The 14,796-nt window shown below is 29.7% G+C and carries 16 protein-coding genes and 1 pseudogene; 2 read left to right on the forward strand and 15 right to left on the reverse strand.

Translation table 11 applies throughout. The features are described 5' to 3' along the window. Positions 1-64: 64 nt before the first annotated feature. From FVE72_RS06830 to FVE72_RS06875, 10 genes are all read right to left on the reverse strand, one after another. Positions 65-994 carry a 3-oxoacyl-[acyl-carrier-protein] synthase III C-terminal domain-containing protein gene (locus tag FVE72_RS06830; RefSeq protein ID WP_026737768.1) on the reverse strand — a complete coding sequence of 310 codons (930 nt, stop codon included), beginning with the start codon at positions 992-994 and terminating at the stop codon, positions 65-67. Further along, the gene (locus tag FVE72_RS06835) at positions 991-2,277 is read right to left on the reverse strand and encodes a F390 synthetase-related protein (RefSeq protein ID WP_146966493.1); all 1,287 of its coding nucleotides are present in this window, start codon (positions 2,275-2,277) and stop codon (positions 991-993) included. The genes FVE72_RS06830 and FVE72_RS06835 overlap by 4 nt, the downstream gene beginning before the upstream one ends. Continuing rightward, positions 2,261-3,073 carry an MBL fold metallo-hydrolase gene (locus FVE72_RS06840; protein ID WP_026737769.1) on the reverse strand — a complete coding sequence of 271 codons (813 nt, stop codon included), beginning with the start codon at positions 3,071-3,073 and terminating at the stop codon, positions 2,261-2,263. Before FVE72_RS06840 ends, FVE72_RS06835 begins: the two co-directional genes overlap by 17 nt. Further along, positions 3,048-4,121: an NAD-dependent epimerase/dehydratase family protein gene (locus FVE72_RS06845; protein ID WP_026737770.1), complete on the reverse strand. Its 1,074-nt coding sequence runs from the start codon at positions 4,119-4,121 to the stop codon at positions 3,048-3,050. Before FVE72_RS06845 ends, FVE72_RS06840 begins: the two co-directional genes overlap by 26 nt. Beyond that, on the reverse strand, positions 4,118-5,398 hold the full coding sequence (locus FVE72_RS06850; protein ID WP_026737771.1) for a glycosyltransferase: 1,281 nt from the start codon (positions 5,396-5,398) through the stop codon (positions 4,118-4,120). Before FVE72_RS06850 ends, FVE72_RS06845 begins: the two co-directional genes overlap by 4 nt. Next, positions 5,370-6,002: a hypothetical protein gene (locus FVE72_RS06855; protein ID WP_026737772.1), complete on the reverse strand. Its 633-nt coding sequence runs from the start codon at positions 6,000-6,002 to the stop codon at positions 5,370-5,372. Before FVE72_RS06855 ends, FVE72_RS06850 begins: the two co-directional genes overlap by 29 nt. Beyond that, positions 5,995-7,143, reverse strand: coding sequence for a glycosyltransferase (locus FVE72_RS06860; RefSeq protein ID WP_026737773.1), 1,149 nt, complete (start codon positions 7,141-7,143; stop codon positions 5,995-5,997). The genes FVE72_RS06855 and FVE72_RS06860 overlap by 8 nt, the downstream gene beginning before the upstream one ends. A gap of 1 nt (position 7,144) precedes the next feature. Beyond that, positions 7,145-7,912: an SDR family NAD(P)-dependent oxidoreductase gene (locus tag FVE72_RS06865; RefSeq protein WP_026737774.1), complete on the reverse strand. Its 768-nt coding sequence runs from the start codon at positions 7,910-7,912 to the stop codon at positions 7,145-7,147. A 12-nt stretch (positions 7,913-7,924) separates the two neighbouring features. Next, positions 7,925-9,604 carry a uracil-DNA glycosylase gene (locus FVE72_RS06870; protein ID WP_026737775.1) on the reverse strand — a complete coding sequence of 560 codons (1,680 nt, stop codon included), beginning with the start codon at positions 9,602-9,604 and terminating at the stop codon, positions 7,925-7,927. A gap of 261 nt (positions 9,605-9,865) precedes the next feature. Continuing rightward, entirely contained in the window at positions 9,866-10,063 is a 198-nt protein-coding gene (locus tag FVE72_RS06875) for a cold-shock protein (RefSeq protein ID WP_006806760.1), read from the reverse strand. A gap of 409 nt (positions 10,064-10,472) precedes the next feature. Here FVE72_RS06875 and FVE72_RS06880 point away from each other — a divergent pair, with 409 nt between their 5' ends. Both FVE72_RS06880 and FVE72_RS06885 read left to right on the forward strand, forming a co-directional pair. Beyond that, entirely contained in the window at positions 10,473-11,696 is a 1,224-nt protein-coding gene (locus FVE72_RS06880; protein ID WP_146966496.1) for an aspartate kinase, read from the forward strand. Between the two features lie 12 nt (positions 11,697-11,708). Further along, positions 11,709-12,908 carry a homoserine dehydrogenase gene (locus FVE72_RS06885; RefSeq protein ID WP_026737776.1) on the forward strand — a complete coding sequence of 400 codons (1,200 nt, stop codon included), beginning with the start codon at positions 11,709-11,711 and terminating at the stop codon, positions 12,906-12,908. Between the two features lie 288 nt (positions 12,909-13,196). On the opposite strand, the gene FVE72_RS11495 is transcribed toward FVE72_RS06885, so the two are convergent. The 5 genes and pseudogenes from FVE72_RS11495 to rplT all read right to left on the reverse strand — a co-directional run bounded on the left by FVE72_RS11495 (position 13,197) and on the right by rplT (position 14,772). Further along, positions 13,197-13,391, reverse strand: a complete 195-nt coding sequence (locus tag FVE72_RS11495) for a transposase (protein ID WP_232049427.1) — start codon at positions 13,389-13,391, stop codon at positions 13,197-13,199. Continuing rightward, positions 13,358-13,567, reverse strand: coding sequence for a transposase (locus tag FVE72_RS11605; RefSeq protein WP_332069766.1), 210 nt, complete (start codon positions 13,565-13,567; stop codon positions 13,358-13,360). Before FVE72_RS11605 ends, FVE72_RS11495 begins: the two co-directional genes overlap by 34 nt. Before the next feature lie 40 nt (positions 13,568-13,607). Then, complete coding sequence (locus FVE72_RS11610; RefSeq protein WP_269472575.1) at positions 13,608-13,979, reverse strand: transposase; 372 nt, start codon at positions 13,977-13,979, stop codon at positions 13,608-13,610. A 75-nt stretch (positions 13,980-14,054) separates the two neighbouring features. Beyond that, positions 14,055-14,330 (reverse strand): annotated as a pseudogene (locus tag FVE72_RS11615) (transposase zinc-binding domain-containing protein); the annotation flags it as partial. Positions 14,331-14,427: 97 nt separating this feature from the next. Continuing rightward, entirely contained in the window at positions 14,428-14,772 is a 345-nt protein-coding gene (gene rplT / locus FVE72_RS06895) for a 50S ribosomal protein L20 (protein WP_026737778.1), read from the reverse strand. Between the last annotated feature and the right edge of the window lie 24 nt (positions 14,773-14,796).

Here is a 14,796-nt window from a genome sequence, read left to right on the forward strand (position 1 = left end):
GAATTTTTGACTGTTTTGACTATATTATAAAATTTGAGGGTTAAAAACCCTCATTTATTATTTTTTATAATTTTATAAGTAATATATTTGTTGTCAGTCCCGCCGCAGTACCTATAAGCAATACAGTATCTCCCGTTTTCAGCATTCCATTTTCCAATCCGTAACACAACGTAAACGGTACCGAAGCCGATACCATATTTCCGTATTCGGCAACGATATTTATATATTTTCCTTCGGAAATACCCAGTTTTTTCATAACTGAAGGCATTGCAGAGCTTGCCTGATGAGGTACTGTCATATCAATATCCGCAATATCTATATTATTTTCTTTTAGAAACTCTGTCAGCATTTCAGGTATCTTCTTTTTTGATAGAGATAAAATAATTTTTCCTTTCATATCAAACATAAATTCTTCTTTTGTTTCTTCAGAATAATTTTCAGGATGAAGATTTGCAAGTCCTCCACGAATTTCAGTAGAATGAGCTCCCTCTGACCATGTTTTCTGGACAGCAGAAATGATACCTTTATTTTCTTCAGTTTTTTCTATAATAATTGCTGCCGCACCGTCACTGAATAATTCGTAGCTTTCTTTCTGATTCGGATTCAATCCCATAGAAGCCGAGTCGCTCGAAACAATTAAAACTCTTTTATATCTTCCCGCTTCTATCATATAAGACATTATATCCAATGAACTTATAAAACTTGTACAAGTTGTATTAATATCCAATGCAGGAATATCAGTTCCTTTAGCAATACTTTCATGAATAAGTGCAGCTGTACAGGGTATAGGTTGTACTCCTACGGCACTTGCCGAAACAATACAATCTACATCATTTATGGATAAGTCCGCATTTTCCAATGCCTTTTTACAGGCATCTACAGCTAAATTAAACTGACTTTCTTCTCCGGTCAGTCTATAACGAATCTGTTCTCCGAATTTCACAGTTTTTTTAGGTAAACTTACTCCATAACCCCTTATTCTTATTTTTCTCATTTTCTACCTTCTTTTTTCATTTTTTGACATATTCTTTTCAATTTTATTTTATTATCCGTATTGTATTCAACGAATTTTATTCTTATATTTTCTACATTTAAAGAATCAAACAGCTTTTCAAATTCTCTTAATATCTGCTCTTTTTGATTTTCATTAATCTCAGGAACTGCTATTTCAAGGCGGTCATATTCAGTCTGAAATACCTGATATTCCCTTATTCCTTCTGAAAATAACATACATCTTCTTATAAAATCGGGAAAAGCAGTTACAATTTGATTTTTTTTATTGTAAAATTCAAAAATATCATCAGAACGTCCTTCAATTTTTTCTATCCTTTGAAATACAGATCCGCATTTACAAGGCTTGTTATTTTCAACTAAAATATCATTTAATCTGTATTTTACAAAAGGCTGACTGGTCCTTTTAAAGTCGGTTATTATAGGATAAAATCTTTTTTCGTCAATATATTCTTTTTCAAATTTTATTATATCTTCATTCAGATGAAGCGATCCGCATGGACAGGTACAGGCAAGAAATCCTTCTGTTGCCTGATAAATCTGGTGTATTATTTTATTCCCGAAACATTCCGAAATAAATTCTTCATCTTTTTTCTCCAATATTTCCGCAACAGAAATTATTTTTTTCGGACAGATTTTCAACATTCCGTGTTTTTTTCTTTCTCCCAATAAAATCAGCATTGAAGCGGGAGCTATTAAAATAGTCGGATTCAGTTTATTCAATCTATCAATATGCTCATTAACGCTTTTAAATGTGTCAAAATATTCCAAACGGATAATAAAAGAGTTTACTGTTTTATACAGTTCATTGTCAGCTCTTAGAAAAAATGCAATTCTGTGACCGAATAATTTTCCTCGGGGCAGCATTTTAGCAAGAATTGTTCCCGCCCAAACAGCCTGTTCACTATCAGTAGTTACAAAAATCCCTCTATGTCCCGAAGTTCCTGAAGACAGACCTACAGAAAATTTTTCATATTTTTTCCCGAAATCTCTTGTTCTTTCACTCTCCAATGCGATATTCATTGCCTCTTCTTTTTTTATTCCCAAAGTGTTTAACTCATCAAAATTTTCCATCACAAATTTTTTGTCGGTTATAAAATCGCCTTTAATATTGTTTTTTCTGAAATAAGGAGATTTATTTTTTAAATAATTTAAATGTTTTTTTATTTCTTTATTCTGATATTTTTCAAGTTCTTTTCTTGAATGAAACTTTTTTATCCAACGGACCTGAATAAAAGTCAATAACGTCTTAACTATCTTTTTCATTTAAAATACCTCTTATCCTTTCGGGCATATCATGGCTGACAATTACGTCAATGTTATTTTTCATAAGTTTTTTCAATATTTCGACACCTTTTTTATATTCGGAAAAATTATTTTGAATTAATCTCGGTATAAACTTTATTTTGTCAGTCAATTCCAACAAATCTATACCCCAACATACATCGGCAGCTAAAAACAGGTTTTTTTCGGGTATAAAAAGACATCCCTGTCCTTTTGCATGACCATCTATCCGACTTAAAAACAAACTTCCGTCATTAAATAAATCATGACTTTTGATATAAGGAAAAGCCGAATTATGAGAGTTAATTTCTATTATTTTCAATCTTTCTTCAAAATTTTCAGGCAGTATTTCTTTAAAAATCAGAGATTTGAAAGAACTCTTTTTATATTCCTGAAAATATTCGTCTGTAATTATAATTTGAGCATCAGGAAAAAATTCCGCTCCTCCTATATGATCAGGATGTAAATGGGATAAAATAATATAATTTATTTTTTCTGTTCCGATCCCCTCTTTTTTCAACTGTTCATTTATTATATCCTCTTTTTTTAAAGTAACAGGATTTAATCCTGTATATATCTTGTATTCCAGCTTATTTTCAAAGATTTTCATGCTGTAACCTGTATCGTATAATATATATCCTCTTGTTTTATGTTTTATCAAAAATACTCCCGCATGAAAATTACGTTTTCCGCTGCATACCCCTTTAAATATTTTTTGCATATCATTAGTACAATATCCGCATGAAAAATAATCAATTTTTTCGATTGTTTTCGACATATTTTTTTACTCCTTCGGCTATGGTCAGCTTCGGCTTGTAATTCAGTTCTTTTTCAGCTTTTTGAATATTCAGTGTCTGACTGTATCTCATAAGATAAAGAGTATACATTGTAATAGGAGGTTCTTTTGTTATACCGAATAAATGATATATTTTTTCTATAACATTTACAAAAAACTTGACTGTATTATAGTTTTTCCTAATAAAATGAGGTTTTTCACCGAATTCTTTGAAAAAAAGTTCCAAAATATTTTTAAATGCCATCGGTTCGTTATTTGTTATATTATAGATCTGCCCTGAAGAATTTTCACTTTCCAAAGCCAATCTTATTGCAAACGCCGCATTTTCAACACATGTTACGTCTACCATCTGTTTTCCGTCATTAAATAAAGGAATACCCTTTGCCCTATTCAATTTTAAAAGTCTCGGAATAACACTCGTATCTCCTACTCCGAAAAGCCCTCTCGGACGAATTATGACAGAAGGTATGTCAGCATATTCTTTTATTTTTTTCTCAGCCATTATTTTACTTTTTATATAAAAATTCAGATTGTTTTCTTCAGGTGCTTCTTCTTCACGGACATTCACCTGATCCTTAGGTTCCGCATAAATACTCGGCGAAGATATAAAAATAAGTTTTTTTATTTTATATATTCTGCATATTTCAAGGATATTTTCTGTTCCTTTGACATTGGAATTATAAAAATCCTGCCATTTTCCCCATACAGTCGACAGCCCTCCCGCGTGAATAACTGCTGAAATTTCCTCCGTATGGTATTTTCGGGAAACTTTCAAGTCTGATTTTGTTTGATTTTCGTGATTTAAGTCTGCATTAATCTTCGATTCCGGACTTTTCTGACTATTTATTACTTTTATTATATCTTCTTTTTCTGTAAAATCTCCTTTAAAAAACCGTACATTCTCATTTTCAAGACTTTTTCCGATTTTCTCATTTCTTCCGAAAGCTACGACTTTATAGTTATTTTCGACTAATTCGTCAATAATATATTTCCCCAGAAATCCTGTAGCTCCTGTTACTAAAACTTTCATTTATTATTTTCCCTGCCTTTCAGCAATCTTTCTATTTCCTTTTCCAAAATATCAGCTGACGGATAATTATTAAAACTGTTATGAATTTTTTCAAGATTTTTCCATTCTTTCCTGTTCAGCATATCTTGAAAAGCTTTATTTATGGAATCTTCCGATTTCAAATCTGCAACAAAAGCTATATCCGCTATTCTTGCCCGAACTGCATAATCAAACTGATCATAATCATGGGGAATTATAACTGAAGGCTTATTATGCTTAATCACTTTATACATAATTCCCGCACCTCCGTGATGTATAACATAATCTGCACGGGGCAATGCCGTTTCATAATCTATATATTTATAGACATATACATTTTCAGATATTTTTTTTACTTCTTCATCCTTTTTTGAATAATCTCCCGAAGATACTATAAAACAAATATCAGGATAAGATTTCCCCAAATTTTTCGCTATTTTAATCATTCTTTCTTTTGCCCATAAAACATGAGTTCCGTTTGACAAAAATACAGTCTTTTTAAATTTTGATGTATCTGTAAAAGTATACTCTTTTTTATCAAAAGAGGGCGAACAGGGACCTATCCATATAAATCTTTCAGGAAAATCATCTCTAAATTCAAGCTCTTTCATTCCTACTCCTAGAATCGAGTAGGGAGAATATATGTTTTCTTCTCCGTTTTCATTATAAAGTTTAAAATTCAAAGTTTTTAATTCTTTTGACACTGCAAGACAAACTATTCTTTTAAAACTTCTTATTACAAATCTGCCTATACTGTCTCTTATTTTATAAAATATATTATTTTTAGGATACCAGCCCCCTAAATATGAAGGAGTGGTACTTTTACTTTCCAGAGCAAAAGGTGTAGGCATGGAAGTTATCCACGGTATTTTCAGATTATTACAGGCTATTCCCGCAGGAATTGCTACAAAGTCTGCTATTACAATATCAGTTCCTCTCTTTTTAAATTCCTCTTCCAGTTCTTTTATAATTATCGGAATAATTTTCATATTTTTTTTGAACTGTTTATACAAAATAGTCGCATCGGTTTTTTCAGGAGTATTTGCAATATTTTCAAAAGCATCGGGATAATCTTCCAGTACAACTTTACAGCTTATTCCCAGTGATTCTGCAACTTCCTTTTTCTGTATTCCTGTATAGACACGAATGTCATACTTTTTGTTATTTAAAAGAGGAATTATCATTTCCAGTAAAGGATATAAATGTCCGCTGAAAGGCGGTGCAACAACATCAACTTTTATCTTTTTGGAGGGTGTCATAAATAAACTCCTTTATTTCTTTGTTTTTCAAATAATCAAAATGTTTGCAGTCAACTCTCACATCACATTTATGATTATCGAGAATTTTAGTATACATATCTTTTTTACCTTTGAAAATTATCGCTTTTTCAATTTTTTCACTTCCCTGTGCGACAGGTCCCAAGCAAAATATTCTAAAATTCTTTTCTTTTATATTTCGATCTTTTAAAACACAATTTAATAAATTTAAACCTGAACTTTGAGTTACAATAATCGCATTTTCCAATTCAAATAAAGGACTTAAGTGCCTTTTTATTTCTTTTTGAAAATTTATATTATATAAGGTATGCCAATAATAAACTATATTGGATATTGAAGCTTTTAATATATGGACATCATCAAAATCATTATGTTTAAAATCTTCATTATAAGGAAAGTTTGAATTTACAACATTATATCCGAATTTCTCAAAAATATTTAAAAACTCTTTCTGAATCTGAGATAAAGCGGCATTTTTATAATTACTGCTCCCACTTAACAATATTACGGATCTTTCTTTTTTTATAAGTGTTTTTTCACTTTCCAGACATTGCAGCTTTTTAAGATATTCATTAAAATTATTCATAGTGTATTCTCCCGTCGGAAACACGGATTTTCTTATTTCTCCATTTTATTACCGGAGGAGTGATTAAAGTGTATATAAAAACAGGTATCAGGATTAAATCACTTATTATTTCATATAAAATTACATTCATATTTTCTTTCTTTTTCAAAAGACTGTATCTGAAAAGGTACAAAATAAAGGCTTTTAATACAAAATATCCGAAAATAACAAATATAAACTTTATCCCTAAAAATAAGCTCATTATAAGCACTATGCCCGGTAATAAAGACGGCAAAAGTATAAATACAAAAAATTTCATTGAAAAAGCTTTTTTTATATAGATTTTTGTAAATAAAAACCATCTTTTCATAAGAAGTATATAGTTTAAACTGTTTTTTACGGTAGTCCGTACATTACAAAAAACAGTAGTTTGAATAATTTTTACTTTTTTCTCCGATAAAAAAGTTGCCAATGCCAAATCGTCGCATAATTCATATTTTATTTCGTCAAAAGTATTATATTTTCTAAAAAGCTCTGTTTTTGCCATGTAAAACATTCCGTTCAATGTTCTGCTTTCTTTTAAATATGCCATAGGAAAATAAGTCAAAAAAGAATTTCCGTTTACAAATGCTGCAATTAATTTTGAAAATAATCCTTTAATACCGTAATTATAAGGTATTCCCGTTGCTATCCATTCTTCTTTTCTTTTTTCATAAAGAGCAAATTCATTTATTCTTTTAATGTCCATAACAGTGTCGTCGTCTAAAATAATCGTATATTTTGTCTTGACTTTTTCAATAATCTGACTTATTTTAAAGATTTTCGGATTTATTTCCTGAGGTACATCGTCCATTTGAAAAATTTCTGTTCTTTGGAAAAAATCTTTATTTCCCAAAATTTTTTCCGCTGTTTCCAGAGCGACTCTGTCACTTTTATCAATAAGCCATATAAACCTCATTTTTTCAGTGTTTTTCAAATTTTCCGTCAAATCTTCTTCAAGTCTCAAATCTCCCGAAAGAATAGGCTGAATAACAGTGTAGTTTTCTTCATTAATATAACTTTTGGGTTGATTTTCTATATTTTTGAAATATTTATATGCAAAAAATAATTTCAAAACCAATAAAAATATTGATGTAAAAAGAAAGAAATAATAAATAAACATTTCAAACTCCTTTTCTTAAAAATTTTTCAACTATTTTCAGTTGAAAAGAAATCGGAAGCACTCTCATTATATATGAAAAAATTTTATTTCCGAAACCTATAACAGTAAATCTTTTTTTCATGTCAAAAGCCTGCATTATAGCTTTTGCAACCTTTGAAACTTTCATTTCGTATTTTTTCCACGAAGAAAATTTTTCTCTTGTATCTTTTTCAAAAAAATCAGTATTTACAGGTCCAGGACATACACTTAATACTCTTATATTATTATTTTTCATGCTTATTTCCTTATCCAAAGCCAAAGAATAATAAAGAAGCGAAACTTTGGACACACTGTACACGTTAAGATAAGGATTTGGATATAACGAGGCTGTAGAACATACGTTTATTATTGTTCCGTATTTTTTAACCATAAACTTTTTTATAAAAATTTTACTTAAAATCATCGGAGCAACAAAGTTTACATTAATCATTCTTTTTTCATCTTCCAAAGATAGACTTTCATAATCTCCCATTTTTCCTGTTCCTGCACAATTTATAAGTACATCCGCATCATAATTTCCTATTATTTTTTCAATATTCTCGGTATTATTTAAGTCATATTGAATTACAGTGGAGTTAATCTCATATTTACTTAAAATCTCTTTTTGAACATCCTCCAGTTTTTCCAATGTTCTTCCACATAAAAGTAAATCATACTTTCTTTCTGCAAATAAATTTGCAAGTTCTTTTCCTATTCCCGATCCGGCTCCTGTAATGAGTACTGTAGACATAAAATCTCCTTTTTAAAAAAGTCTTCCTGTATTTTCAGTATCTTCTACGACTTTTTCAGGTTTTATTTCAAATCCTGTCCAGTTTATAATATTTTTTGTTTTTTCAAAAGATTTTCCGTTCATAAAATCTTTTTCATTGGATAGATTTCCCGATATAGCAGGATGATTGTGCTTTATAATTTCCCCCGACAATATATTTTTTTCAAATATTTCGGCGTCTTTTCCCCATAAGAAATACACTATATTGGGATTTTTTGCGGAAATATATTCGAGCAAATCCCTTGTGAAAGGGTCCCAGAATTTATGATGCTCTCCCGCTTTCCCGACAATCGTTGTAAGAGCGGCACTGACAAGAAGAACTCCTTGCTCTTTCCATGATTTTATAAGTTTGTTGGGCGGCAATATCAAAAACTTTTTATTTTCGATTTCTTCTCTGATTTTACTTATATCTTCAGATTTTCCCGTGTAAGTTTTGTAAATTAACTTAACTATATTTTTCAGTGATGTATTTATTTCAGGATCATCCCACGAAGATTTATTTACTTCAAAAGAAAGTCCTGTTGCTACTCCTTCCTGAAAATAAGGATCTTTTCCTATCAGACACACTTTTCTCGAAGAAATCGAATCGGAAAATACTTTAAATATGTTTTCTCTTGATGGAGTATAGTTTATCTTTTTTATATCCATTTCTTTTATAAAATTATCTATTTTTATAACTCTGTCCAACGTAAAAAAATCATAATAATCACTATGAATATTATATTCTTCCAAAAACTTTTCTCTTAACGGTGTATTTTTACTGTCATTTTCTTCATCGATAATTTTTAAAGTTACTATTTTATTATCTGCACTTAAAATAAAAATCTGATCTTCAATATAACATATTTTTATAATTTCATTTTTAAAAACACTTTGTGTTTTCAATATTTTAAATTCCCAATCGGTTATAATCAAATCACCGTTTCCCGTACCGATAAAATAATTTCCGTTATTCTTCTCAATATATGTTATTCTCGAATCAGCTATTTTTATGGAATTATACAGCTCTTTTTCGAGTATATTCCATATTTCTATTTCTCCTGTTGCAGTTCCCGCAATATACTCCAAGTCGGAAATTTTTGCATATATATGATTATTTTCGGTTTTTATTTCAAATATTTTTTCAAGTTTACTGTCAAAAATGTTGATTATATTTGTCTGGCTGTGAAGCTCTCTGTATTTTAAAATAACATTTTCACCGCTCGTAAATAATTTATAATTTCCCCTTTGTCTGCTTTCTTTCTCAGAAATTTCAGCTTGATTAAGTTCCAAGCTGTTCGAATCATAAGAATACAATATATCATTTTCAATATAAATTATTTTTCCGCCTGTTGTAAAATTTATAAACTCTATTAATTTTTCCGAATCAAAAACAGGTTCAACTATTTTTTTCTTTGAACTGTCGCATTTATAAACTTTTCCCGTTCCGGTAGAAACAAAAAATGTACTTGAAACAAATAACTGATTCTTCTCTTTAATATATTTTATTATTTCACAATTCTTAACTTTTCCGCTTATTTCTTTTTCTATTTTACCATTTTTGAAAAATACAAGTTTTTCTCCTGTCATGATTATCCGTTCATTTACAGGATCTACTCCGAAATCTTTTATTCCGCTTCTATGATATATACTGTCTTCTAAAATTATATTCATTACTTTTACTACCTCATTTCCTATACCTTTTAATAGATTTATATACTGTTCAATATCTTAGTAAATTTTGCTTATTTATATAGAAAAGAAAACTTCCGATTTGTTCAACAAAAAAGAAGTTTTACATAAAAAGTATACAAAATATATTGTCAAAAAGCAATAAGAATTTTAACTCTTCAAAAATTTCTGAATTATTTATTCAAAAAAAAGGAGCAATCTTAAAGATCACTCCTACTCTTAATTCTGACATTTAATTAATTACTATTGAGAAACTACGTTTGTTGCTTGAGGTCCTTTTGGCCCTTCTTCTACATCAAAACTTACTTCTTCACCTTCATTAACTGATTTGAATCCTTCTTTATTGATTTTAGAGAAATGCAAGAAATAATCATTTCCGTCTTCTCCTGAAATAAATCCGAATCCTTTTTTGTCGTTAAACCATTTTACTTTACCTAACAAAGTACTACCTCCTAAAAATTTACACCTCAAACAACCTTGTTACAAACTACATTTATATATTTTGTTACACTTGCTTTTGGTTTCTATAGTTATTATACCACATTTTTTCAGAATTGGAAGTCTTTTTTTGATTTATATTTATTTTATATCAATATTATGCTTTTTGTTTATTCTTTTTAATCCCTTAAAAAACAAGTGTTTTCATCTTATCATTAATAGTATATATAATAGATTGAAAAATTTATATAATCATTAATGAAATAATATTCGTTTTAATATTGAATTAAGTATTAAAATAGTATATTATAGTATAGAATAAATTTTTAAAGGTAATAGGTTCCTAAAATAACCTAAATTTTAAAAAAGGAGAGAGATAATAACTTATTTTAAGTGTTATACGATGTGAAATATGGCGTTAATTATTCAAAAATATGGGGGAACTTCCGTTGCTGATGCCGAAAGAGTAAAAGAAGTTGCTAAAAGAGTTTTAAGATACAAGAAAGAGGGGCATGACGTAATAGTTGTAGTATCTGCACCTGCAGGAACTACCGATTCGCTTATAAAAAGGGCATATGAAATTTCGGACACTCCGAATAAAAGAGAACTTGATATGCTTTTAACTTCGGGAGAACAGATTTCTATAGCTTCTCTTGCTATAGCCGTCGAAGCTTTAGGAGGAAAAGCCGTTTCATTAAATGCTTTTCAGGTAAAATTCAAAACAACCGAAGATCACACAAAAGCTGAAATACTTGATATTGACACGGAACTTATAGAAGAAAAACTTTCCGAAGGAAATGTTGTTGTTTTTGCAGGCTTCCAGGGAATCACGGAAAACAACGATATTACTACTTTAGGACGGGGCGGTTCGGACACCACTGCTGTTGCTTTGGGGGCAGCTTTAAATGCCGATGAAGTAGAGATTTATACAGATGTTGACGGAGTTTATACTGCCGATCCGAGAGTAGTAAAAAGCCCTAAAAAACTGGAATTTATTTCTTATCAGGAAATGCTCGAATTGGCAGTTTCAGGTGCCAAGGTACTTCATCCGAGATCTGTGGAAATTGCTGCGAGATACGGTATAAATATACATTTAAGATCATCTTTTGATGATTCTACGGGGACAATAGTAACTGATGAAAAAAAAGGAGAAAATTCAATGGAAGAAGTAAAAATAGTAGGAGTTACATCATCGAAAAACGAAGGAAAAATAACATTAATGGGAGTACCCGATAAACCGGGAATAGCTGCAAAAGTATTTTCAACACTGGCAAAATCCAAAATAAATACAGATATAATACTTCAAAGCTCAAGCATAAACAAAGAGTTCAACAATATTTCGTTTACCGTTAAAACTGAAGACTTTAAAGAAGCTCTTAATGTATCCGAAAAACTTAAAGATGAACTTGGAGCTCAAGGTGTTATTCATGAAGAAAAAATCGCAAAAGTTTCTGTTATAGGAATAGGGCTCAAAACTCACTATGAAACTACTGCAGAAATATTCGATACTCTTGCTGAAAACGGTATAAATATAGATATGATTTCATGTTCTGAAATCAACGTATCATGTATTATAAAAGAAGATGACATTGAAAAAGCTGTAAAAGCTTTGCATCAAAAATTTATTGAAGTATAAAAGGAGGTTTATATGAAAATAGGAATTATAGGTCTTGGAACAGTCGGAGAGGGAGTTTTGAAAGTTCTTACGACTGAAGGAAAAAGTATTTTTGAAAAGTCGACTATGGACATCGAAGTAAAATACGCATGCGATTTGAATATTAACAGAGAATTTTCTTTTGATTTCGATAAATCAATTCTCATTGATGATTACAAGAAAATTATAAATGATGATGAAATTGAGATTGTTGTGGAGCTTATCGGAGGAGAAACAATTGCTAAAAATATTATTATTGAAGCATTCAGGGCTAAAAAGAGTGTAGTTACTGCAAATAAAGCTCTCGTTGCCAAGCATGGTGTGGAATTATTCCAGATAGCTAAAGAAAATAAAGTTTCTTTCTTATTTGAAGCTGCTGTAGGAGGAGGAATTCCTATTGTAACTCCTCTCATGGAAAGCCTTGTAGCCAATACAGTGACTGAGATAAGAGGTATAATGAACGGTACTTCAAATTACATACTTACTAAAATGAAAGAGGAAAAATTATCTTTTGCCGAAGCATTATCTCTGGCTTCTGCCAAAGGATATGCCGAAGCTGATCCGACTTATGATGTTGACGGAATTGATGCAGGACATAAAATCAATATTTTGGCTTCACTTGCTTATGGAGGTTCGATTAAATTTAAGGATATGCAGCTTTCAGGAATCAGAGATATTAATTCTATTGATATTTTTGCTGCAAATCAAATGAATCATACTATAAAACTCATTGCTCAATCAAAACTTCTTTCGGAAAATTCCGTACAGATTTCAGTAGAGCCGACACTTGTACAAAATTCTGAAATTTTAGCAAAAGTTGATGATGTGTACAATGCTATCGAAACAATAGGTTCTTATACAGGAAGAACATTATTCTACGGAAAAGGGGCCGGAATGGATCCTACAGCTTCCGCTGTTGTTTCTGATATAGTAAAAATTGCCGCAAGAATACATATAGAATCGGATTATTTCTTTAACTCTACTAAGATATTTGATGTTGTTGATATTAATACTATAAAAAATTCTTATTATATAAGAGTTTCATCGGATTTTGATATTGAGAAATCTCCATTTGAAATATATAATGAAATAGACAGCTTTTATATTATAATTGCTGATGATATTTCAAGAAATGATATAAATGAGTATTTGAAAAATGCACAGGAAAAATTGATTTTAAAAATTATGAGATAAAAAATATTGTGAGGATTTACTGTCCTCACATTTTTTATTCCTAAGGAAAGTAAATTTAAATTTAATGATTAAATAAATGATTAGAAATCAAATTCAATGATATGTTTTGCAAATTATATAAGAGGCGTAAGCCTCTTTATTATCTTTTTATCAAAAAAAATGTATGACAAAATATCCAACATAGTTGGATTAAAAAGATTTAATAATATCTTTTAGGTTTGGGATATAAATAATGATAAAATTCCCATACAATCATTCTAATGTTACATATAGGACAATAGAAAGGATTTATACCGAAAGTTTTAAATGTTTGTCTTTGATAAAAGAAAATTTATTAGGGACAATATTCTTCTTAAAAGGAATAACAGCTCTTTTTAGCTTATTGGAAATATGTCTTGCATATAGTCCATATCTATTAACCATTTTAAAATTTTTAGGAGGTACATGGATTAAAATTTGGGAAATAAATTTTTGAATAGGCATAGTAATAAATGTTTTTGTTTATCATTAGCTAAATCATTGTAAAAGAAAGTAACTTCATTGTCAGTAATATCAGTAATTTTATACTCAGCAATAGGAGAACGTGCAAGATATCGACCTAAGTATTTGATAATACCTTTGGTGTTATTGACATCACCGCTTCTGACATTAAAAAGAATCTTGCATTTTGACTATATAGCTTATTGACAGTAATTTTAGCTAATCTTTTAATTTTTTGATTAGGATAGTTCCCTTAGAAATAATATCAAGGACGTGATATTTCCATTGAGCTGCAATAGTATCAACATTAAAGTATTCAAGTTTTTTAAAATCAAAATTTTTATTAAATCCTCCGAGAGAAACGATAGCGTGAATATGAGGATTCCATTTTAAATCACGCCCGAAAGTATGAATAACAGAAATAAGACCATAATGAAGAATATCAGAATCAGTGAAGTAAAATTTAGAAGATTTGGAAATTTTATTAATTCTTTTATTCTTTTTAGAAGTATTATGGAAGTGAAATTTAAAGATATCATTAACAGCGACAGAAAGCTTAGAAAGGAGATTTCTATCATAGAAGAAGAACATTCTGCATATTTTTGGAATAGTAAAAAGAACATGTCTGTGAGGAATGTTTAGAATATGTTTATGAATATTATCAGTCCAAAGTTGAGAATATTTGTAACCGCAAGAAGGACAGAGTCTGGATTTACAGGAAAGAGGAAAATTGTGAGTAATAGGGCATTTAGGGCATTTGAAAGAAACGAAGCCTTTGGATAAATCTCTACAAGCAAGAAATTTAGAGATAGAAGATTTAATATATTGTAGATGTATAGGATTAAGATAATTTTTCTTGCAAAAGTTTAAAGAATTTAGTACAATATTTTTATTACTGAAGATATCTTTCAGTTTATTTTGTATAAAGTGTTTACTAGTCATAAATACAGTATACAAAAAAATCAGCCGAATTTCAATTCGGCTTTTTTTATAATAAAAAGGCTCCTCAGTTGTTGAAGAGCATCTTTTATATAAATAACTATTTTACTTTTTCTACTAATTTTGCAAAATCTGCAGGATTATTTAAAGCCAAATCAGCCAATACTTTTCTGTCTAATTCGATTCCCGCTTTTTTCAATCCGTTCATAAATTTAGAATAAGAAATTCCATTTAATCTTGCTGCAGCATTTATTCTTATTATCCACAATTCTCTCATTTTTCTTTTCTTCTGTTTTCTATGCTCTGTTGCGTAAGCCATTGCTTTTTTAACAGCTTCATTCGCTTTTTTAAAGTTTGTTTTTACGGATCCTCTATATCCTTTTGCTTCTTTTAATACTTTTTTATGTCTTTTTCTTCTTACTATTCCTGTTTTTACTCTTGGCATTTTCTTTCCTCCTTATACTTTTTA

The organism is Pseudoleptotrichia goodfellowii, assembly GCF_007990505.1.
In the GTDB taxonomy this organism is placed as follows: domain Bacteria; phylum Fusobacteriota; class Fusobacteriia; order Fusobacteriales; family Leptotrichiaceae; genus Pseudoleptotrichia; species Pseudoleptotrichia goodfellowii.